A 23,096-nucleotide genomic window follows, 5' to 3' on the forward strand; every position below is an offset into this window, starting at 1 on the left:
TTTCTGGCTACTATGCTGCACTTTGTGATCGCGCGCACGGAAGCCTGCCCTAACCTGCGAATTGTTATGTCATTACCACACTCTTCTACTCCAGCCTCCAACGAAGGCCGCGTTGCCATCGTGCTGCGCTCTCCCACACTCATGATGCGTGAAACGCTGGCCGGGGTGATTACCGCCCTGGCACTGATTCCTGAAGTGATCTCATTTTCCGTGGTGGCGGGCGTTGACCCTAAAGTAAGCCTGATTGCCTCGGTGGTACTTTGCCTGGTGCTTTCTGTGCTTGGTGGCCGTCCGGCAATGGTGACTGCAGCTGCGGGTTCTGTCGCGCTGGTGATAGGTCCTATGGTTCATCAGCATGGTGTGCAGTACATTTTGCCTGCCGTGTTACTGGCTGGAGCTATCCAAATCCTGTTCGGCATACTGGGTATGGCGCGGTTAATGCGATTTATTCCTCAGTCGGTAATGACTGGCTTTGTTAACGCACTGGGCATATTGATTTTCATTGCACAGGTTCCCCATTTCTGGAGTAACAGCCCGCTGATTGTGGGCCTGTTCATGCTGACACTGCTGATTGTGCTGTGGATCCCGCGTTATATAAAAAACATCCCTTCCCCTCTGATCGCTATTGTTGCACTCACGCTATTTACCGTGTTAAGCGGCCAAACGCTGCCAACCGTGGGCGATGAAGGTTCAATGAGCGGTGGTCTGCCAGGTCTGACCCCGTTGCTTGTACCACTGAATCTGGAGACGCTCGGTATTATCTGGCCCTGCGCTCTCAGTATTGCCTTTGTCGGTTTACTGGAGTCTTTGCTGACAGCAAAACTGGTGGATGAGCTGACGGCCACACCATCAGGCAAACGCCGCGAAAGTACCGGGCTGGGTGTCGGGAATATTCTGTCTGGTTTTTACGGTGGAATTGCGGGTTGTGCAATGATTGGACAAACCATTGTCAACGTTGAGATGGGGAAAGGCCGGAGTCGTATTTCAACGATTGCCGCAGGCATCGTCCTGCTGATACTGGTGACATCACTCAGTGATGTGATGGCAAAAATTCCGATGGCCGTTCTGGCCGGAATCATGGCCATTGTGGCTTTCAAAACCTTCAACTGGCATAGCCTTCAACCTGCCAAAATGAAAGGTGCGCCCGTGGCCGAAACGCTCGTCATGCTGGTCACTGTTGCAGCAACCGTTTCTACCGGAAATCTGGCCATTGGCGTGCTGGGTGGGATTATTGTCATGGTTATCCTTCCCGCACGCCTTAAGCGTAACGTCCTGGCTATAAAAGAAAAATCGTTGCCAGACCAAGGAAAATAAAGAACCCACCGGTATCGGTAATCGCGGTAATCATCACGCTCGACCCCACTGCGGGGTCGCGCCCCAGTTTGGTCATCGTCAGGGGAATAATCACCCCCATCATGGCAGCCACCAGCAGGTTCAGCACCATCGCCAGCATCATCACCCCGCCTAACGCCATATCGTCGTAAAGCCACCAGGTAATGCCGCCCATAATACCGCCCCACACCAGACCATTAATCAGCGCAACGCCCATCTCTCTGAAGATCAGGAAGGTAAAGTTACCGGGCTGGATATTTTCCAGAGCCAGTGCACGGACGATCATGGTGATGGTCTGATTACCGGTATTCCCACCAATCCCCGCAACAATAGGCATCAGAGACGCCAGCGCCACCAGTTGTGAAATGGTGTGTTCAAATCCGTCAATGACGCGCGATGCAATAAATGCCGTACACAGATTAATGGCAAGCCATGCCCAGCGCGTTTTCACAGCTTTACCGACAGAAGCATGTACGTCATCTTCTGCGCTTAACCCGCCCAGGGCACGCAAATCGTTATCGGTTTCCTCGTAAACTACATCAACGATCTCATCGATGGTCAAACGCCCCATCAGCTTTCCTACGGAATCAACCACCGCCGCACTCACCAGGTCGTCACGTTCGAAGGTTCGGGCTGCCTTTTCCGCATCATCTTCCGGGGAGAAAACCATGGGCTCTGTTTCCATCACCTCACTCACCAGCCGCTGGGTACTGTTCAGCAGGATGGTTTTCAGTTCCAGCTCGCCGAGCAGGGTTTTATCCCGCGAGGTGACAAACAGCTTATCGGTGTTATCCGGCATGCTACCCAGACGACGCAGGTAGCGCTGCACCGTACCAAGCGTCACATCCGGGCGAACCATGATGACGCCAAACTCCATGATCGCGCCGACACTGTTTTTCTCATAGTTCATCACCTGGCGCACGCGCGCACGTTCATCTGCGGGAAGCGATGCGAGCAAGCGTCCCGTCAGATTTCGCGGTAAATGCTGAACAAGGTAGATCTGCTCATCAATATCCAGCGTTTGTAGTGCATCGAGAATGTCGCGGTCGCTCATCTCATCAATGAGATCGTCCCAGACGTTTTCTGAGGCTTCCAGCAGGACCTGGCCCCGTTCATGATCCTGCACCAGGCGCCACAGGGCGTGACGCTCTTCTGAAGGGAGTGCTTCGAGCGTATCGGCTAAATCAGGAGGGGGTAAATGGGCAACCAGCGCACCAACCTCAGCAATATCGTCGGACAGCGTCCCGACATCATATTGCTCAGCCAGGGTCAATTTGCCCAACAACGCGGAGGTAACCGCTTTATCGGTCGTGAGCAGCCAGATAAGTCGGGCACGCTCCTGATCGCGCAACCTTGCGCTGTTTTTGTTTATTACCGACATCAATCATATATCCATGAAATGAGATGGAACTAAGCATAGCGCGGGGATATGTAAATAAGAATAAACATGCCAAAGGAATGGGCAAAAAAAAGGCGAATAGCGAGATATAGCACCCTCTCCCTGTAGGAGAGGGTCGGAGAGAATCATCAGGCCGTTCGCGCCACCGCATCACGCGACGCAGCATCGCGCTCTTCACCCGTCAGCTCGCTGAGCTGCCCATTACGCATTTCGAGCAGGCGATCGGCATGAATGAAGTAGTGGTCGTCATGGCTGATAGCAAAAACAGTTTTGCCCATCTCCTGCATCAACGGCAGCAATACCTGATAAAACTCACGACGGAAATGCGGGTCCTGATCGGCAGCCCACTCATCCAGCAAGATAATGTCACGCTCTTCGGCAAGCGCCAGAAGCAATGCCACGCGCTTTTTCTGCCCTTTAGAGAGTTTGAGATTCAGGATCTTGCCATCGTGTAACTCAAGCTTATGGGCCATTTGCAGATGCGCCAGCCATTTCTCGACCAGGGCAGCATTGGCCTGGTGTCCTTCAGGTCCCAGTAGTTGATCAAACAGCCAGACGTCAGTGAATACCGCTGAGAAGAGCTTGCGATAATCTTCCGGTTTCTCCACGCTAACGGCTTGACCATCGAGCAGAATTTCACCCGATTGCGGCTGATATAACCCAGTCAACAACATAGCCAGCGTTGACTTCCCACTACCGTTGCCCCCAATCAGGAACAACAACTCACCACGGTTAATCGTCAGGTTAACCGGTCCGACCGAGAACGCATTATCCTGGTAGTGGAACATCACATTGCGCAGCTCCAGTGTTTGCCAGTCCGGGAACGCCTGTGGACGAGGGAATTCTGCTTTAAACGGTGCAAGGTCGAATTTTTTGAGTTTATTGAAAGCCACCTGTGCACTCAGCAAGGTCGGCAACGCGCCCACGGCAGATAACAGCGGGGTGCGTAAAAACAGCAGCGTCAGCGAATACGTCGCCGCCACGTTCGTATCTGCCCAGCCCAGGCTGTTAGCCATCCAGAACACCAGACCAATCGCGCCCAGCATCATAATATTGGACCAGTTCACCGCACTCAGGTGGAACGTATCGGCACGAATAATGTGGTGACGGTATTCCCGCGCATCCGGGATATAAAGATGGTTAAAGATATGTTCAGCACGTTCGCGGTTCAGCGTTAGCTCTTTACGGCCTTCCAGCACCGTCTGATAATCGTTGTAGAGTTTATCTTCGGTTTCACGCAGCACCGCCATATGTTTGTACACCCGTGCCACCAGCATATAACCGCCCCAGATGGTGATCACAATCCACAGCGCCGTCACCGCCAACATTTTGGTGGAGAGCCAGGCCAGGTACGCCGCCGACCCAAAGGTTAAAATGATCCCCTGGACCAGCTCGGGCAAACGCACGAAGGCAATGGTTATCGCCCTAACATCGCTGGTTAACCCTGCCAGCAGAGAAGCACTCCCAAGCTGCTCAACACGCTCTACCTGTGTATCCAGAATACGTTTGATAAACTCGCTACGCAGGCGATAGACGAAATGGTGTCCGAGCACAGTTAATGCCAGCTGTGATCCCAGCGTCACGGCCATTAACAGCAGCAGCAGCCCCAGAAACTCTGGCAAGACGGACAAAGAGGTATCAACCATCTCAATCAGGCGCACATTGATAAAGGCGATAAGACCAATACCCAACGCGGCACTGGCAAGGCTGAGCGCCATAACGGCAATAAAGGGCCAGCGGTACTGACGCCAGACAAGGAGAAGTAGTTGCATACTGAGCAATCCGGGCAATAAAAACAGCCAGCAGTGTAAACTGCCTTACGCTCACATCAAGAATAATTCTTATTTTTATTCGCTATACGTAGCCTGTCTGAAGGTCAGATTAAAGCGAAATGCCCCCGACTGCGAGTGAAAGCCGGGTTTGAGGGGTTGAATACCGTGGTAAAACAGCCGTGATTCTCCGCCCCACACCACGACATCTCCGTGTTCAAGCATCAGGCGTTTAAGCGGATCGCTGCGCCGTGCTCCCCCAAACTGAAAGATGGCAGGCAGCCCAAGCGAGACAGAAACAATCGGTGCACGCAGGTCTGGTTCATCTTTGTCCTGATGCAGGGAGAGTTTTGCGCCTACAGCATAGCGATTAATGAGGCAAGCATCAGGATGAAAACCCGAATAACCCGCCGCAGCGGCAGCATCGTGACATAGCCTCTCAAATACCGAAGGCATCGGCGGCCAGGGTTTTCCGGTCACAGGGTCGTAGCGTGAATACAGATACCCGTGTTCATCAGTGCTCCATCCAAGTGTTCCACAATTGGTCATCGCAACCGACATGGTGTAGCCACCAGGGGTGATCATATGGCGAAACGGTGAAACCGCCTCTATCGCGTTGATGCCGTCGAAAAGCACCGCCGCACGCGACAAGGCGAAGCGGCGCAGGATTACGGCCCCTGGGGCGAGCGGTTCCTGCCAGGGTTCCGCATCGGCAAAAAGATCGAGCATTATCCCTCCGGGTTTTTCGCCTCGCGTTTCAGCAGCAGCGCCTTACGCGCCGTCCCCCAACGATAGCCTGACAGTGCACCGTCGCTTCGCACAACGCGGTGACATGGGATCACAATGGCCAGTTTATTGGCAGCACAAGCACCTGCAACGGCCCGGACAGCACCGGGGTTGCCGATCGCTTGCGCCACCTGAAGATAACTTGCCGTTTCACCACTGGGAATACTGCGTAGCGCCTGCCAGACCCGCTGCTGAAAAGCTGTACCACGAATATCGAGCGGTAAGGTCAGCGGCGTCGCATTATCGTCGAGGCTGGTCATCACCTGCCGGACGCGTCGGGCAAATGCACCGTCCAGAGGTTCGCGCTCTGCCTGCGGGAACAAGGATAACAGTTCGTCTGATAACAGCGAGTCATCGTCCCCTAGCAATATTGCGCAGATGCCTCGCTCGCTCTCCGCCACCAAACATCGACCCAGGTTGCAATCGCTGATGGCATAACGAACTGGCACATCGCGCCCTCCTTTACGATACTGCTTCGCCGTCATGCCCAGAGCCCCATCTGCCTGACGGTAATAACTGCTGCTATCTGGAAACCCTGCGGCCAAAACGGCATCCGTGACTTTCTCGCCCTGAGCCAGCGCCGCGCGCAGACGTTGCTCCCGAGCCGCCTGCTGCCAGGCCTTTGGGGTCATTCCCGTTACGGATTTAAACAGACGATGGAAATGAAACGGGCTCATGGCGACCTGCCGGGCTAATGCCTCCAGCGTCAGCGTCTTTTCCTGCTCCAGTAGATGGCATGCTTTTGCCACTATCGCCAGTTTGCGTTCTTGCGGGTCAATCTTGTCAGGCACACAGCGTTTACAGGGGCGAAATCCAGCCTGTACGGCTTGCCGGGCATCAGAATAAAAGCAGACATTTTTACGCAGGGCATGGCGAGCACGACAAGATGGACGGCAAAAAATACCGGTCGTCTTCACGGCAAAAACAAACTGACCGTCTGCACTCGGATCGCGGGTCTGAACTGCCTGCCAGCGATCCTCATCGGAATTAAAGGTTGGGTTCTTCATCATCAGCTCCTTTTACAAGCATACTCACACCTTGCCTGAATGCCACTGAACAAAAACCCGCAACCTTGCTTTTTAATTTTATTCGCTCACCAGGAAGCTTTTAAACTGCGGCGAAGCCCAGGTTTTAAAGCTGTCTCCCTCTTTGGTGATCATGTAGACCGCCAGCCCTTCCTGACGAACCACTTCTTTTGCCTTGTCCGGACCAAGCACCATCAACCCGGTATCCCAGGCATCCGCTTCCAGAGCTGTCGGGGCGATCACCGTCACCGAGACCAGATTATGCGTAATAGGGCGGCCCGTTTTCGGATCGATTACATGGGAAATGCGCTTGCCATCGAGCTCGTAATAGTTACGGTAGCTCCCGGATGTGCTGATTCCGTGGCCATTAATATCCACAATCGCCTGAACCGTATTTTGCTGGTCAGTCGGCTTTTGAATCGCCACTCTCCACGGCTTATCACTCGCATTCAGACCCCGGCTTACGAGTGCGCCCCCCACGGACACCAGATAACGCGAAATGCCTTCCTGGGCCATCAATGCAGCAAGATGATCAGCCGCATACCCCTCTCCTACGGTTGAGAGATCGACGAACAAATCAGGGATGTCTTTTTGGAGATATTGTTGCCCATATTGATTCATCACCGTCAGGTGCTGTAACCCGATCACTGCGCGGGCGTCATCAATTTGCGCCTGTGTAGGTGTCTTGATGGGCTGTTTGTTGGGACCAAATCCCCACAAATTGACCAGCGGCCCAACGGTAACATCCATCGCACCATTGGTTTTATAGCCCACGCGCATCGCTTCGGTCACGATATCGGCCATCGCTTCACTCACCGGCCAGAGGGAGGTGCTTTTGGACAGGTTAAAGCGCATCAGCGCAGAATCGTTTTTATAGGTTGAAAGCAGTTGATCGTCGGCATCCAGCTGTGACTGAATTTTGCCACGCAACTCATTTGCCCGATCATCGCTAAGATTAATGGCGCTGACACGCCAAAACGTCCCCATTGTCTTGCCTTCCAGAACTGTCGCCGCTGGCGCGTCCGTTTTTGCGGGAGGCGTAGAAGAGTCGCATGCTGTCAGAAAAAAAAGGGTAGCCAGAAAGCTGGCGCGTAAAAAAATCATGTCCATTCGTTATTATCCTCATGCCAGGGCGGCAAGAGTACACCAAAACGGGCCAATTGTAAGACCCTATAAAATGCAAGAAAAAAGGGGCCTAATGGCCCCTCTGTAATACTGAAACGGGATTAGAACTGGTAAACCAGACCCAGTGCTACGATGTCATCAGTACCGATACCAGCCTGTTTGGTGAAGGTGTTGTCATCCAGCAGGTTGATTTTGTAGTCCACGTAGGTAGACATGTTTTTGTTGAAGTAGTAAGTCGCACCTACATCAACATATTTCAGCAGATCCTGATCGCCGTAACCTTCGATGTCTTTGCCTTTAGACTGCAGGTACGCCACGGATGGACGCAGGCCAAAGTCGAACTGGTACTGAGCAACCACTTCAAAGTTCTGCGCTTTATTAGCAAAACCGTAGATCGCATCACTGCGGCTTGTCTGGGAATCGCCAAAACGGGTTGCGTTATAGGTCTGAGAGTATTGTGCAGCCAGATAGACGTTGTTTGCGTCATATTTCAGGCCACCGGTGTACACTTCAGCGTGATCGCCATCGCCTTTCAGAGCCAGGTTAGTGGTGTCGTTCTGATCAGCAGTACGTTTAGAAGAGGACATTGCGCCACCCAGGCTGAAGCCAGCGCCCAGGTTATAGGTTACAGACGCGCCGTAACCGTCGCCGTTCTGTTTCAGGGTGCTACGACCCGTATCGTTTTCACCGCTTACGCTGCCGTTTTTACCCTGATACTGCAGGGCAAAATCCAGACCATCCACCAGACCAAAGAAGTCCTGGTTACGGTAAGTTGCTACGCCATTAGCACGGGATTGCAGGAAGTTATCTGCACCATAGGTGTCACCGCCGAATTCCGGCAGAACATCGGTCCATGAGGTTACGTCGTAGATCACGCCGTAGTTACGACCGTAATCAAAGGAACCGGCTTCCGCAAATTTCAGGCCCGCAAACGCAACACGCGTCCAGGACTGGTTATCTGATTCAGTGGTGTTGCCCTGAACCTGATATTCCCACTGGCCGTAACCGGTCAGTTGGTCGTTGACCTGAGTTTCACCCTTGAAGCCAAGACGCATGTAAGTCTGGTCGCCGTCGTTACCTTTGTCATCGGAGAAATAGTGCAGACCATCTACTTTGCCGTAGAGATCTAATTTGTTGCCGTCTTTGTTGTAAATTTCAGCCGCATTTGCTGCGCCTGCTACCAGCAGTGCTGGTACCAGGAGGGACAGTACTTTAACTTTCATTATTTTAACCCTCTGTTGTTATATGCCTTATTATTGCCACTGCTTACTGATTAACCCTCTTAACCAGTCGGCAACTTCATTTTCCTCAAAATTACAGAATAATCCAACGGGAATATGATACGAAAACTTTGAAGATGTTTCATTTTCCGATCAAGATGTTTCATTTTGTAAAATAACGGGAACTTTTACAAAGCACAAAGAGCTTAAAAATATAGCACTTATAATCAAACGAAAATATCACCCATTATAAATCAATAAGTTACATTAAAAATCGTTACAGCACTGAATGACAAAACAAAACCCGTCGTTATCACTAAAATAACCCACGCTATCATCATTAACTTTATTTATTACCGTCATTCAGTTTTGAATGTCTGTTTATCCCTAATTCAACCGAATGCCATGCATTCGGTTTTTTTTTACTATTCTTTACGTAACTATTATTTAATTGTGCTACCGAGAAGAAATCATAACAACTATTAACTAAATCATCCCGCAACTATCTCCACATAATCGATATTGTCACAAAACTTAATTTCTTGTTAATTCGTGCTATTTTTTGACAATCATCGCAGCTTATTTGTACACATACCTTCTTTTTGTACATGTTTTTCCTTTGTCTTTGTTTGATAATCCGAACAGAAAAAGTCCCCTGTTCTCAGATTGCGACGCTGGAAATTCAGTTATTACCCTTTATACTGCCGTATCCCCTTAAAGCATGGCCATCACGGGTTAAACATATCAATGAGTCAGTCTGAAACTACCGTTTCGAGTAAATTCTCGCTTCTGCCTGGGAGCATCACTCGTTTCTTTCTTCTTTTGATCATTGTGTTGTTAGTAACGATGGGAGTGATGGTCCAGAGTGCGGTCAATGCCTGGCTGAAAGACAAAAGTTATCAGATAGTGGATATCAGCCATGCTGTGCATAAGCGTATTGATACCTGGCGCTACGCAACCTGGCAGATTTACGACAACATTGCCGCAGCACCAGCCACTTCATCCGGGGAAGGATTACAGGAGACGCGCCTGAAACAGGACGTCTATTACCTTGAAAAACCGCAGCGTAAAACAGAAGCGCTTATTTTTGGTTCGCACGACAGCGCGACCTTAGAGATGACACAGCGGATCTCATCCTACCTCGACACCCTTTGGGGCGCTGAAACGGTTCCCTGGTCGATGTATTATCTGAATGGCCAGGACAATAGCATGATCCTGATTTCGACCTTGCCGCTTAAAGACCTCTCTTCCGGCTTTAAGGAAACGACAGTCGGAAGCATTGTCGATTCCCGCAGGGCAGAAATGTTGCAGCAGGCAAATGCACTGGATGAGCGAGAAAGCTTCTCTTCATTGCGTCAACTCGCCTGGCAAAATGGCCATTACTTTACGCTGCGCACCACATTTAACCAGCCAGGGCATCTTGCAACCGTGGTGGCCTTTGATTTACCTATCAATGACCTGATTCCACCCGATATGCCGCTGGACAGTTTCCGTATGGATCCCGACAACAGCGCGCAAAACATGCGTACTCCTCCAGATAAGGAAGGCCCGGAGAGTGTCTCAATCTCTTTTAATGGCTCGAAGATAGAGATTTCTTCATCGCTAAACTCGACCGGTATGCGACTGGTGTGGCAAGTTCCTTTTGGCACATTGCTGCTGGATACCTTGCAAAATATCCTTCTGCCACTGCTGCTGAATATCGGCCTGCTGGCGCTCGCGCTGTTTGGTTATAGCACCTTCCGCTTTCAGCCGGGGCGTCAGAATGAAACACCTTCAGCACCTGGAGTCAGCAATGAATTACGCATTCTGCGCGCTCTAAATGAAGAAATTGTCTCTGTTCTGCCGCTTGGTGTACTGGTTCACGATCAGGAAGCCAATCGCACGGTGATGAGTAACAAGATTGCCGATCATCTCTTACCCCATCTGAACTTGCAAAACATCACGACCATGGCGGACCAACACCAGGGTGTTATTCAGGCCACCATTAATAATGAACTGTACGAGATCCGACAGTTCCGCAGTCAGGTCGCTTCTCGCACGCAAATTTTTATTATTCGCGACCAGGACCGCGAAGTTCTGGTGAATAAGAAGCTGAAACAAGCCCAAAGACTCTACGAGAAAAACCAACAGGGTCGTGCGGCATTTATGCAGAATATTGGCGATGCGTTCAAAGAACCATTAAAGGCGCTTGCCAGCCATGCAGCCAGCCTCGATACGCCAGAAAGCCTGTCATTAGCCAGCCAGGCAGACTCACTGGTTCGTTTAGTCGATGACATTCAGCTTGCCAATATGCTGGAAAATGACAGCTGGAAAAGCAGCTCTACGCTCTTTTCGATCCAGGATTTGATCGACGAAGTCGTTCCTGAAGTCCTTCCTGTCATCAAGCGTAAAGGATTACAACTGCTGATCAACAATCCGCTTTCTGCTAATGACAAACGCCACGGCGATCGTGATGCACTGCGCCGAATCTTGCTAATGCTGATCCAGTATTCCGTCACCACTACGCAGATCGGCAAGATCACCCTCGACGTCAGTACTGACGAGTCTGCTGACGATCGCCTGACATTCCGCATTCTGGATACTGGTGAAGGCGTAACGCCAAGCGAAGTTGATAATCTGCACTTTCCGTTCCTGAATGACACACAGAGCGATCATTATGGCAAAGCCAATGCACTAACATTTTGGCTCTGCGATCAGCTGGCACGAAAAATTGGCGGCCATCTGAATATCAAGGCGCGTGAGTCACTTGGAACCCGTTATTCTTTGCACGTTAAAATGGCGGCCAATCCGCAAGAGCAAAACGAAGAGCGCTTACTGGATGAAGTGGTCGTGATGGTAGATGTGACCTCAAATGAAATCCGAAACATCGTGGTTCGCCAGCTAGAAAACTGGGGGGCAACCTGCATCACCCCGGATGAAAGGCTAACGAGTCAAGAATTTGATCTGTTTTTAACGGATAATCCGTCTAATCTTACTGCCTCCGGCTTGCTTTTAAGCGATGATGAGTCAGGCGTGCGGAAAATCGGCCCTGGCCAGATGCGCGTCAACTTTAATATGAGCAATGCGATGCAGGAAGCTGTACTACAACTAATAGAAGAACAGCTGGCGCAGGAAGAGATCCTGGAGTCCCCACTGGGAGGCGATGAAAACGCCGCACTCCATGCCAGCGGCTACTATTCACTCTTTGTTGATACAGTACCAGATGATGTTAAGCGGTTGTATACTGAGTCCGCCGCGAGCGATTTTGCGGCGCTGGCACAGACAGCACACCGGCTTAAAGGGGTGTTTGCCATGCTTAATCTGGTTCCCGGCAAGCAGTTATGTGAAACGCTGGAACATCTAATTCGAGAGAAAGATGCCTCTGGCATTGAAAAATACATCAGCGACATTGACACCTATGTCAAAAGCTTGCTGTAGCAAGGTAGCCTAATACATGAACAATATGAACGTAATTATTGCCGATGACCACCCGATTGTACTGTTCGGTATTCGCAAATCACTTGAACAGATCGAGTGGGTGAATGTAGTCGGTGAATTTGAAGACTCTACAGCACTGATCAATAACCTGCCGAAACTTGATGCACATGTGCTTATCACCGATCTCTCCATGCCTGGCGACAAATACGGTGATGGGATCACGCTGATCAAATACATCAAACGCCATTTCCCGGACATCTCGATCATTGTTCTTACCATGAATAACAATCCAGCGATCTTAAGTGCCGTGCTTGATCTGGATATCGAAGGGATCGTCCTGAAACAGGGTGCACCAACGGACCTGCCAAAAGCGCTGGCAGCACTGCAAAAAGGTAAGAAATTTACCCCAGAGAGTGTTTCCCGTCTGCTGGAGAAAATCAGTGCTGGCGGCTATGGCGACAAACGCTTATCACCAAAAGAGAGCGAAGTTCTTCGCCTGTTCGCCGAAGGTTTCCTGGTGACTGAAATCGCCAAGAAACTGAATCGTAGCATTAAGACTATCAGCAGCCAGAAAAAATCAGCCATGATGAAACTGGGTGTGGACAACGATATTGCCCTGCTGAACTACCTCTCTTCCGTAACGCTGAGTGCAACGGATAAAGATTAAGTCTTACAGATAAAAAAGCCCGGTGGCGTTATGCGACCGGGCTTTTTTTATGTCCTTGTTTTCCTCACTCGTTCTGCGTAGAGCGACAAGGTTTGTTCCAGTACATCCAGCGTGACCGGTTTTGAAAGGCAACTGTCCATGCCTGACTCCAGACAGCGCTGCTTCTCTTCAGCCAGCGCATTAGCGGTCACACCAATGACCGGCAACGTCAGACCCAGTTCACGGATGCGCTGCGTTAAACGGTAACCATCCATATTCGGCATGTTCACATCACTGAGCACAATATCAATAGGGTTTTTACTCAGCACATTAAGGGCATCAATACCGTCATTTGCCGTCTTGCACTGGTATCCCAGCGACCCGAGCTGATCAGCCAGCAGGCGACGGTTAATAGGGTGATCATCCACCACCAGAATCATCATATCGTCGTTAACCGGGACCAGAGAATCCGGTGAAGGTAGGGCTATCGCGCCCTCGCTGTCATCCGGTTGCACACGATAAATGCGCACCAACAACCCAACTAATTCATGCGGTGTCGCCACACTATGTACCCATTCACCCGGCACGCGTTCAAGCGGAATACCAATATGACGACGACAGAAGGTCACTACTCCTTTTCCTGGCCACGGCTGTTCCAGCGTATCATCGGTGATCAGCATATCTTCAGCATCGGGCATTTGTCCGTCATAACGAGCAACCTGCATGCCGATGCGAGTCAGCAGAGATGTCAGGAAATCCTGCAACGAGGCATTATGAACCGCCAGCCAGCAGCGTTTTCCGCTTAACCCCTCTACCGTTGATTTTGCCGGATATTGTGCTGAATAGAGCGGAATACGAATGGTGAACTGGCTTCCCATGCCGGGCTCAGTATCTACAGAGATGTCACCGTCCATCATGCTAATCAGCTTTTCACAGATCGCCAGCCCCAGCCCTGTCCCCTGGAAATTACGCTGCACACCCGTTCCCACCTGGAAGAAGGGATCAAACAGACGCACAACTTCCTTCGCCGGGATACCTACGCCGGTATCACGCACGCGAATGCTCAGATAATCTCCTGCCCGGCAGACATGCAAAACAATGCAGCCAATATCGGTAAATTTAATGGCATTGCTGAGCAGGTTGGAGATGACCTGCTGCAAACGCATCGGATCTCCCTGCAAGGTCAACGGCACGTCAGGTTCGATAAAACAGTAAAGCCCGAGCTGCTTACGCACCACCAGCGGCAAATAGTTGGCGCTGATGTGGTTCATCACTTCGCGTGGCGAGAACTCACGTGGTTCAATTTTTAGCTGTTCAGACTCAATTTTGGAAAAATCGAGAATGTCACTGATGATTTTCAGCAGCAGGCTGGACGAGTTGTTCATCGCTGTGACCAGACGCTCGACACCTTTCGGCAGTTCTTTTGTTTGCAGTAAATCGAGGTTGCCGATAATGCCGTACAGTGGCGTTCGCAGTTCGTGACTGACGGTTGCGAGGAACATCGATTTCGACTGGCTGGCTTGTTCCGCCGCCTGCGCCATCTCCTGTAGTGACTCTTCCATTTTCACACGGGCCGAGACATCGACAAGAACGCAAATCGCCACATTTTCATTACGATAGCGCGAGTGCACAAAACTGATTTGCAGGTTGGTATGCGTGCTGGTCAACACATCGACAAAATTCACCTGCTGACCGCAGATAATTTGCGTTAATCGCTGTCGGTCTTCATGCGTCAGCATGTTCAGGTAGTTATGCGCCAACTCGTTGCTCAGGATATTCGTGCCATCCTGCGTCCGTAAAATACAGATCCCGACAGGCGCAGAAGCGACAATTTTGCGGTTAAACTGTTCGTGCTCTTCCAGTCTCTGCGCATCGCTTTCTGCCGGAATAAAGATCTTACGCTCATACATACGCGCCAGCGTAAACAGCGCCACACCCACCAGAACGTTCAGCAATATTGCATTCAGAATAAGAATTCGAATCCGCTCAAGCACCATATCTACCGGGACAGAGTAGACGATGCTGAGCGAAGATGGCGGTAAATTCTTCTTCAGTACCAGCTCATGAAAACCGGAGGTATAGCCAAACCAGGAGCGCTCCTGCATCCAGCGAGGATCGACTTTTAACCGGTTTTCCGGCCCGGTGAGCGAAATCAGCGTGTGGCCATTTTCATCAAGGATAGTCACGCCCATTGGTAAACTTCCCGGCGTGAAGAAATTCTCCATACGGATAGTCTGTTCAATTCCCAAGAGTGCTTGCAGGCGATTAGCCAGATAAACGGGTGTCAATGCGTAGAAATACCCAACCCCCATACGTGGCCCCTGGCTTATCCAGAAGAGATTGTTCCCGCGCTCGTCTTGTGGGGCATCCCGGTATTTTACGATACGTTCATGCAGACTTTTCAGTGCATCGTCTCGCTCGACAGGAATATCGCGCAGGCCAAAATCAGCCATACACAGGTTATCGCTCCCAATCAGGAAAACCCGGTTGAGATCGTAGGCTGCGGAGAAATTATCGCGCCAGTAGCGCATAAACCATGCCAGAGACTCCAGAGATCCTCGCCAGGTACTCCCCATTGCCGAACAATCAGAATCCGGGAACAATGGCTGAAAATCAGGAACCTCTGTTTTTTCATTGCGCCCTCGCAGCGCCAGCACTCCGTTTTCTGCCGTCAGTCGATTTTCAGCAATGTACTTCAACTCCTTCATGACATCGGACGTGCGCTGAATATAACGCTGAGCCTGATCGGAGCTTAAGTTAAACTCCTGACGAATCTCCGATTCTTTTTGATGCAACGCGTTAACGATGTAAAACACCGAAAACAGCACCACCAGAAGCCAAAGCAATAGCGCCAGCGCCCGAAACAGATAGCGAGAAACTTTGAGCGTGGTACGAAAGGAGACGAGGTATTTCAAGGGGGCGAGGCTCCGCCATTGGGGTAAAAAAGAATGTGGTTAAGGTAGCGGTAAATGGCCGCCGTCGCAATGCTCTCTCTTTGCAGGAATATGATACACCACGAAGACATGCTTGCCCTTAGTGTTGATAATCGGCGCTGGTCTGCAAACATAACATGGACGTTAGTATGGGTTTTCTTACCGGCTTTTATCCCCGGCGCTTACGCAATCAAATGATCCTGATGGCCATCATGCTGGTGAGCGTGCCGACAATCTCTATTGGTTATATCGTAGAAACCGAAGGACGTTCAGCAGTCTTATCCGAAAAAGAGAAAAAACTGTCGGCGGTGGTAAACCTGCTTAACGACGCACTGGGCGATGCCTTTAGCCACGGTAGCCAGTTGCCACGTGACGCACGCATTCGTGCGCTGAATGCCGAGTTAAGCCCCATTACTGAACGTATTACCCAGGCCTTTCCCGGCGCTGGCGCAGGTTATTACCATAAAGCGCTGGATGCTATTGTCACCTACGCCCCCTCCGCGCTTTACCAAAGTAATGTTGGGGTCACTATTGCCCCCGATCACCCCGGACGCGATGTGATGCGCAACAATACGCCTCTCGTCTTTTCGGGTCGCCAGGTACGCGGTGATATTCTTAACTCGATGATTCCTGTTGAACGCCATGGGGAAGTGGTCGGTTATATCTGGGCTAACGAGTTGACCGACGATATTCGCCAACAGGCCTGGAAGATGGATGTTCGCATAATGACAGTACTGGCGGCTGGGTTGCTCAGCAGTCTGCTGCTGATTATCCTCTTTTCCCGCCGCCTTGGTGTCAACATCGATATTATCACTAACGGCCTATCAACCCTGGCACATAAAACCCACGCCATGCTGCCTGACCTGCCCGGCGAACTTGGGCAAATCAGCCGCAGCGTCAATGCGCTAGCACAAACGCTACGGGAAACCAAAACCCTGAACGACCTGATCATTGAAAACGCAGCAGACGGCGTGATTGCGATAGACAGACAGGGCGACGTCACCACCATGAACCCAGCGGCGGAACAGATAACGGGATATAAGCGGCATGAACTGGTTGGACAATCCTATGCCACACTGTTCGCCAACACCCGTTTCAGCAGCCCGGTACTTGATACCCTGGAACACGGTACTGAGCATCTGGCCCAGGAGATCAGTTTTCCAGGACGGGAACGTATGATTGAGATCAGCGCCACCACCAGTCGAATCCATAACACCCACGGCGAAATGATCGGCGCCCTTGTGATCTTCTCAGATCTTACTGCCCGAAAAGAGGCACAGCGACGGTTGGCGCAAACAGAACGGCTGGCCACGCTGGGCGAGCTGATGGCTGGCGTGGCACATGAGGTGCGTAATCCACTGACCGCCATCCGCGGGTATGTGCAGATTATCCGCCAGCAAACAACGCGGACGGAACATCAGGAATATTTGTCGGTGGTGCTCAATGAAATTGACTCCATCAACAAAGTCATTCAACAACTGCTGGATTTTTCACGTCCGCGGCAAAGCCAGTGGCAGCGGGTACAGCTTGATACGCTGATTAAAGAAACGCTGATCCTCGTGCAAACCGCCGGTATTCAGGCACGGATAGCCTTTAGCGTTGAATCCAAGTGTACTCTGCCAGAGATCGTTGCCGATCGTGAACTCCTCAAGCAGGTGATACTCAATATTTTAATTAATGCTGTCCAGGCGATAGGCGCAAGAGGGGAAATACGGATCCGGACCTGGACGTACTCCCCGTTCCAGCAGGCTGTTACTATTCAAGACAATGGCTGCGGCATTGATATCGCTTTACAAAAAAAGATCTTTGACCCCTTTTTCACCACGAAAGCCTCGGGTACAGGTCTGGGGCTTGCGCTGAGCCAGCGTATTATTAACGCGCATCAGGGAGATATTCAGGTGACAAGCCAGCCGGGCTGCGGCACGACTTTCACTCTGATTTTACCGAACAACCCCCAGGGAAAACTGCCAGAATGAAAACCCCCTACCGTATTCTTATCGTGGACGATGAAGATAATGTTCGCCGTATGCTGGCTACTGCATTTTCCCTGCTGGGGCACGAAACCCACTGCGCCAGCAACGGCCAGGCCGCACTGAACCTGTTTTCCGACACCCGGCCAGATGTCGTCGTGATGGATATTCGTATGCCGGAATTAAACGGTATCGATGCCTTAAAAGTGATGCGAACGCAACAGCCCCGGGTTCCGGTGATCCTGATGACGGCCTATGCCGAAGTAGAAACCGCAGTTGAAGCCTTACGATGTGGTGCGTTTGATTATGTAATTAAACCTTTTGATCTCGATGAGCTTAATCTGGTGATCCAGCGCGCGTTACAATTGCAAGCGATGAAGCAGGAGATCCGCAATCTGCATCAAGCTCTGAACACCAGTTGGCAATGGGGGCATATTCTGACCAACAGCCCGGCGATGCTGGATATCTGCAAAGATACGGCAAAAATCGCCCTTTCACAGGCTAATGTACTGATCAGCGGTGAAAGTGGTACAGGAAAGGAGTTGATCGCCCGTGCCATTCACTACAACAGCCGACGGGCCAGCGGCCCGTTTATCAAGATTAACTGCGCCGCTCTGCCAGAATCCTTACTGGAAAGTGAACTCTTCGGTCATGAAAAAGGGGCATTTACTGGTGCGCAGACGCTGCGCCAGGGCTTGTTTGAACGTGCCCATCAGGGAACTCTGTTACTGGATGAAGTTGCCGAAATGCCCTTTTCCCTGCAGGCAAAGTTACTGCGTATCCTGCAGGAGAGAGAGTTCGAACGCATCGGTGGGCATCAGACCATTCGCGTTAATATTCGCATTGTCGCTGCCACAAACCGCGATCTTCAGGCGATGGTGAAGGCCGGAACATTTCGCGAAGATCTGTTTTACCGGCTGAATGTGATTCATCTGATATTGCCTCCATTACGCGAGCGTCAGGAGGATATCGGCCTGCTCGCTAACCATTTCCTGCAGAAATTCAGTTCAGAAAATCAACGCGATATTATCGAGTTTGACTCTACAGCCCTGGCATTGCTCACCCGATGGTCGTGGCCGGGTAATATCCGCGAACTGTCTAACGTGGTCGAACGGGCTGTCGTAATGAGTACCGGTGCAGTTATTTTTGCCGAGGATCTCCCTGCCCCATTCCACCATCCAGTCAGCACCAAAACCGCATTCAGACAGGTGCAGTCTGGGGAACGAAATTTGAAAGAAGAGATCAAGCGTGAGGAGAAACGGATCATTGTTGAAGTACTCGAACAGCAACAAGGCAACCGCACCCACAGCGCATTGATGCTGGGGATCAGTAGACGCGCCCTAATGTATAAGCTACAGGAATACGGGATCGACCCCGCAGATGGCTGATAGCCAAAATTGCTATGCAGAATTTTTCACAGTGCGCAAAATTCTGCATAGTCTCCCCCAAGAAACCCGTCACAACATAATAAAAATAAATCATTTATTTCAATTAGTTAATATAAAAATACTATCTTAATCAATCCTGGCATATCGCTTGCTATTCCCCAAACGTACCCAACATGGAGTATGCAAAAGGGAAACATAATGAAAACCAAACTGATTAACTTACAAGATGCCACCACTTTCTTTCGTGATGGCATGACTATTATGGTCGGAGGCTTTATGGGCGTAGGAACCCCGCCACGCCTCGTTGATGCCTTACTACAATCTGGCGTTCGCGATCTGACGTTGATTGCCAATGATACCGCCTTTATCGATACCGGTATCGGCCCACTAATCGTCAATGGCCGGGTAAGCAAAGTCATCGCCTCGCACATTGGCACCAACCCTGAAACAGGCCGTCGCATGATTGCGGGTGAGATGGAGGTCCGTCTGGTTCCGCAGGGCACGCTCATTGAGCAAATTCGCTGCGGTGGTTCAGGCCTTGGTGGTTTTCTGACCCCGACAGGCGTTGGCACCGTGGTGGCCGATGGCAAGCAAACCCTGCAACTTGAGGGGAAAACCTGGCTGCTCGAGCGCCCGTTACGTGCAGATCTGGCACTGATCCGTGCGCACCGCAGTGACCGTTCAGGCAACCTTACCTATCAACTCAGCGCCCGCAATTTTAACCCGCTAATCGCCCTCGCTGCTGACATCACTTTAGCTGAACCTGATGAGCTGGTGGAAACAGGCGCACTTCAGCCTGACCACATTATCACCCCAGGCGCCGTTATCGACCATATCGTCATTCCACAGGAGAGCTAATCATGGATGCTAAACAACGTATTGCGCGCCGCGTAGCCCTCGAGCTTCGTGATGGCGATGTGGTCAATCTGGGGATTGGGCTGCCGACGATGGTCGCCAATTACTTACCGGAAGATATTCACATTATGCTGCAGTCCGAGAACGGTTTTTTGGGGCTAGGGCCGGTCACAACCACGCATCCCGATCTGGTGAATGCCGGTGGACAACCGTGCGGTATTTTACCCGGTGCAGCTATATTCGACAGCGCCATGTCCTTCGCGCTGATCCGTGGTGGCCACATTGATGCCTGTGTGCTCGGTGGCTTGCAGGTGGATGAGCAAGCTAACCTCGCCAACTGGGTTGTTCCAGGGAAAATGGTTCCTGGCATGGGAGGCGCGATGGATCTGGTGACCGGTGCCCGTAAAGTGATTATTGCCATGGAGCATTGCGCCAAAGACGGTTCGGCAAAAATCCTTCGTCACTGCACCATGCCGCTCACAGCGCAGCACGCAGTCCACCTGCTGGTCACTGAACTGGCCGTATTCCGCTTTATCGACGGAAAAATGTGGCTGACAGAAATCGTGGAAAACTGCGACATTGCCAGCCTACGCGAAAAAACCGAAGCCCAATTTGACATCGCGGCTAATCTAATCATCCAGCGGGGTGACCTATGATTGGCCGTATCTCGCGCTTTATGACGCGCTTCGTAAGCCGCTGGCTACCTGATCCGCTGATCTTCGCCATGCTATTGACGCTGATAACTTTTGGCGTTGCTCTCTGGCTAACCCCGCAAACGCCAGTCCGCATGGTGAGATTCTGGGGCGATGGTTTCTGGAATCTGCTGGCATTCGGGATGCAAATGGCACTAATCATCGTGACGGGGCATGCGTTGGCCAGTTCCGGTCCGGTGAAAAGTCTACTGCGTACCGCCGCCTCTGTCGCCAAAACACCGGCACAGGGCGTAATGCTGGTGACCTTCTTTGGTTCGGTAGCCTGTGTCATCAACTGGGGTTTTGGTCTGGTAGTTGGGGCCATGTTTGCCCGCGAAGTGGCACGACGGATCCCTGGTTCTGACTATCCACTGCTGATTGCCTGTGCCTATATCGGTTTCCTCACCTGGGGCGGCGGCTTCTCTGGTTCGATGCCGTTGTTGGCGGCGACACCAGGCAACCCGGTGGAACATATCGCAGGACTAATTCCTGTCGGCGATACCCTGTTTACCGGCTTCAATATCTTTATCACTCTGGCACTGATTGCGGTTATGCCGTTTATCACACGCCTGATGACGCCAAAACCCGCCGATGTGGTCAGCATTGACCCTAAATTGTTACTTGAAGAGGCCGATTTTCAGAAGCAACTTCCTGCTGACGCACCACCGTCTGAACGCCTTGAAGAGAGCAGGATCCTGACGCTCATCATTGGCGCTCTGGGCATTGCTTACCTGGGCATCTACTTCGCGGAGAAAGGCTTCAATATCACCATCAATACCGTCAACCTGATGTTTATGATTGCCGGTCTTCTGCTACACAAAACACCCATGGCTTACATGCGCGCCATCAGCGCCGCAGCTCGAAGTACCTCTGGGATCCTGGTGCAATTCCCTTTCTACGCAGGGATCCAGTTGATGATGGAGCATTCCGGTCTTGGCGGACTCATCACTGAATTCTTCATTAATGTTGCCAACAAAGACACCTTCCCGTTGATGACCTTTTTTAGTTCCGCGCTGATCAACTTTGCCGTGCCGTCAGGCGGTGGTCATTGGGTGATTCAGGGGCCGTTCGTTCTGCCTGCCGCGCAGGCGCTCGGTGCCGACATTGGTAAATCCGTGATGGCTATCGCCTATGGCGAACAGTGGATGAACATGGCACAACCGTTCTGGGCGCTGCCTGCGCTGGCCATTGCCGGGCTTGGGGTACGTGACATCATGGGTTACTGCATCACCGCTTTGCTCTTCTCCGGCGTCATTTTTGTCATTGGATTGACCTTGTTCTGACAGCAATCACTTATTTTAAGGAACAGAAAAAATGAAAAACTGTGTCATTGTCAGCGCGACCCGCACCGCCATCGGCAACTTTAATGGCTCCCTGGCGTCTGTTAGTGCCGTCGATCTCGGCGCGACAGTCATCAGCGCCGCCCTGGAACGGGCGTGCCTCGATCCGAACCTGGTGGATGAAGTCATTATGGGTAACGTATTGCAGGCTGGGCTCGGGCAAAATCCGGCTCGCCAGGCTCTGTTAAAAAGCGGCATTGCCGAGACGGTCAGCGCCTTTACCGTCAACAAGGTTTGCGGCTCCGGTCTTAAAAGCGTGGCCCTGGCTGCGCAGGCCATCCAGGCAGGCGTGGCACAAGCCATCGTGGCTGGGGGCATGGAAAACATGAGCCAGGCACCGTATTTACTAGACGCCAAAGCCCGCTGGGGGTATCGCCTTGGAGATTCGCAACTCTCCGATGTTATCCTGCGCGATGGCCTGATCTGCGCCACCCACGGCTATCATATGGGGATCACGGCCGAAAACGTCGCCCGCGAATATGGTATAAGCCGGGAGATGCAGGACGAACTGGCCCTGCAGTCTCAACACAAAGCAGCAGCAGCCATCGCCTCAGGGGCCTTCCAGGCGGAAATTACCCCGGTTAACGTTACCACTCGCAAAAAGACTGTCCTCTTTGACCGTGATGAGTTTCCTAAAGTGGATTCAACTGCACAGGCTCTGGCAACACTGCGTCCGGCTTTTGACAAAGCCGGCACGGTCACCGCCGGAAATGCCTCCGGCATTAACGATGGGGCTGCGGCCCTTGTGGTTATGCTGGAGTCTGCAGCGCTGGCTGCCGGTTTACAGCCTCTCGCGCGGATCAAAGCTTATGCCAGCAGTGGTGTAGCCCCCTCACTGATGGGCATAGGACCAGTCCCTGCGACGCAAAAAGCCCTGCAGATGAGCGGGTTGCAACTGTCTGATATCGATCTGATCGAAGCCAACGAGGCTTTTGCCGCACAGTTTCTGGCTGTAGGCAAAAAGCTCGGTTTTGAGCCGCATAAGGTGAACGTCAACGGCGGGGCTATTGCGCTCGGGCATCCCGTAGGTGCCAGTGGAGCCCGTATCCTGGTAACGCTTCTGCATGCATTACAGGCACAGGACAAAACCCTGGGGCTGGCAACGTTATGCATTGGCGGCGGCCAGGGGATCGCCATGGTGGTAGAGAGAATGCGCTAAAAGAAAAGGGCCGGAAACCGGCCCTTTTTATGTCAGGAGA

General features: G+C 51.7%; 16 protein-coding genes. 9 read left to right on the forward strand and 7 right to left on the reverse strand.

Annotation, left to right across the window (positions count from 1 at the left end; genetic code table 11):
* The first annotated feature begins 12 nt into the window (after positions 1 to 12).
* Positions 13 to 1,314: a SulP family inorganic anion transporter gene (locus HV346_RS15540; RefSeq protein ID WP_181623808.1), complete on the forward strand. Its 1,302-nt coding sequence runs from the start codon at positions 13 to 15 to the stop codon at positions 1,312 to 1,314.
* On the opposite strand, the gene mgtE is transcribed toward HV346_RS15540, so the two are convergent.
* The 6 genes from mgtE to HV346_RS15570 all read right to left on the reverse strand — a co-directional run bounded on the left by mgtE (position 1,277) and on the right by HV346_RS15570 (position 8,659).
* The gene (gene mgtE, locus HV346_RS15545; RefSeq protein WP_181620183.1) at positions 1,277 to 2,713 is read right to left on the reverse strand and encodes a magnesium transporter; all 1,437 of its coding nucleotides are present in this window, start codon (positions 2,711 to 2,713) and stop codon (positions 1,277 to 1,279) included. The two genes, HV346_RS15540 and mgtE, sit on opposite strands and share 38 nt — an antisense overlap.
* Positions 2,714 to 2,859: 146 nt before the next feature.
* Complete coding sequence (locus HV346_RS15550) at positions 2,860 to 4,503, reverse strand: multidrug ABC transporter permease/ATP-binding protein (RefSeq protein WP_181620184.1); 1,644 nt, start codon at positions 4,501 to 4,503, stop codon at positions 2,860 to 2,862.
* A gap of 75 nt (positions 4,504 to 4,578) precedes the next feature.
* Complete coding sequence (gene alkB / locus HV346_RS15555; protein ID WP_181620185.1) at positions 4,579 to 5,229, reverse strand: DNA oxidative demethylase AlkB; 651 nt, start codon at positions 5,227 to 5,229, stop codon at positions 4,579 to 4,581.
* A complete protein-coding gene (gene ada / locus HV346_RS15560; protein ID WP_181623809.1) occupies positions 5,229 to 6,293 on the reverse strand; it encodes a bifunctional DNA-binding transcriptional regulator/O6-methylguanine-DNA methyltransferase Ada in 1,065 nt (354 codons plus the stop codon). The genes alkB and ada overlap by 1 nt, the downstream gene beginning before the upstream one ends.
* Before the next feature lie 78 nt (positions 6,294 to 6,371).
* On the reverse strand, positions 6,372 to 7,421 hold the full coding sequence (gene apbE, locus HV346_RS15565) for an FAD:protein FMN transferase ApbE (protein WP_181620186.1): 1,050 nt from the start codon (positions 7,419 to 7,421) through the stop codon (positions 6,372 to 6,374).
* Positions 7,422 to 7,537: 116 nt separating this feature from the next.
* Positions 7,538 to 8,659, reverse strand: a complete 1,122-nt coding sequence (locus tag HV346_RS15570; protein WP_181620187.1) for a porin OmpC — start codon at positions 8,657 to 8,659, stop codon at positions 7,538 to 7,540.
* A 744-nt stretch (positions 8,660 to 9,403) separates the two neighbouring features.
* Between HV346_RS15570 and rcsD the strand changes: the two genes are divergently transcribed.
* Both rcsD and rcsB read left to right on the forward strand, forming a co-directional pair.
* Positions 9,404 to 12,073, forward strand: a complete 2,670-nt coding sequence (gene rcsD / locus HV346_RS15575; RefSeq protein ID WP_181620188.1) for a phosphotransferase RcsD — start codon at positions 9,404 to 9,406, stop codon at positions 12,071 to 12,073.
* Between the two features lie 16 nt (positions 12,074 to 12,089).
* Positions 12,090 to 12,740 carry a response regulator transcription factor RcsB gene (rcsB, locus tag HV346_RS15580; RefSeq protein WP_003859405.1) on the forward strand — a complete coding sequence of 217 codons (651 nt, stop codon included), beginning with the start codon at positions 12,090 to 12,092 and terminating at the stop codon, positions 12,738 to 12,740.
* Positions 12,741 to 12,787: 47 nt separating this feature from the next.
* Here the strand turns inward: rcsB and rcsC are convergent, their stop codons facing one another.
* Entirely contained in the window at positions 12,788 to 15,634 is a 2,847-nt protein-coding gene (gene rcsC / locus HV346_RS15585) for a two-component system sensor histidine kinase RcsC (RefSeq protein ID WP_181620189.1), read from the reverse strand.
* Between the two features lie 167 nt (positions 15,635 to 15,801).
* Here rcsC and atoS point away from each other — a divergent pair, with 167 nt between their 5' ends.
* From atoS to HV346_RS15615, 6 genes are all read left to right on the forward strand, one after another.
* Positions 15,802 to 17,628, forward strand: a complete 1,827-nt coding sequence (gene atoS / locus HV346_RS15590) for a two-component system sensor histidine kinase AtoS (RefSeq protein WP_181620190.1) — start codon at positions 15,802 to 15,804, stop codon at positions 17,626 to 17,628.
* On the forward strand, positions 17,625 to 19,010 hold the full coding sequence (gene atoC / locus HV346_RS15595) for an acetoacetate metabolism transcriptional regulator AtoC (RefSeq protein WP_181620191.1): 1,386 nt from the start codon (positions 17,625 to 17,627) through the stop codon (positions 19,008 to 19,010). Before atoS ends, atoC begins: the two co-directional genes overlap by 4 nt.
* Before the next feature lie 198 nt (positions 19,011 to 19,208).
* The gene (atoD, locus tag HV346_RS15600; RefSeq protein ID WP_181620192.1) at positions 19,209 to 19,868 is read left to right on the forward strand and encodes an acetate CoA-transferase subunit alpha; all 660 of its coding nucleotides are present in this window, start codon (positions 19,209 to 19,211) and stop codon (positions 19,866 to 19,868) included.
* 2 nt (positions 19,869 to 19,870) lie between these two features.
* Complete coding sequence (locus HV346_RS15605; protein ID WP_181620193.1) at positions 19,871 to 20,521, forward strand: 3-oxoacid CoA-transferase subunit B; 651 nt, start codon at positions 19,871 to 19,873, stop codon at positions 20,519 to 20,521.
* On the forward strand, positions 20,518 to 21,840 hold the full coding sequence (locus HV346_RS15610) for a TIGR00366 family protein (protein ID WP_181620194.1): 1,323 nt from the start codon (positions 20,518 to 20,520) through the stop codon (positions 21,838 to 21,840). The genes HV346_RS15605 and HV346_RS15610 overlap by 4 nt, the downstream gene beginning before the upstream one ends.
* 31 nt (positions 21,841 to 21,871) lie before the next feature.
* Positions 21,872 to 23,056: an acetyl-CoA C-acetyltransferase gene (locus HV346_RS15615; protein WP_181620195.1), complete on the forward strand. Its 1,185-nt coding sequence runs from the start codon at positions 21,872 to 21,874 to the stop codon at positions 23,054 to 23,056.
* The last annotated feature ends 40 nt before the right edge of the window (positions 23,057 to 23,096 follow it).

Source organism: Enterobacter sp. RHBSTW-00994 (assembly GCF_013782625.1).
In the GTDB taxonomy this organism is placed as follows: domain Bacteria; phylum Pseudomonadota; class Gammaproteobacteria; order Enterobacterales; family Enterobacteriaceae; genus Enterobacter.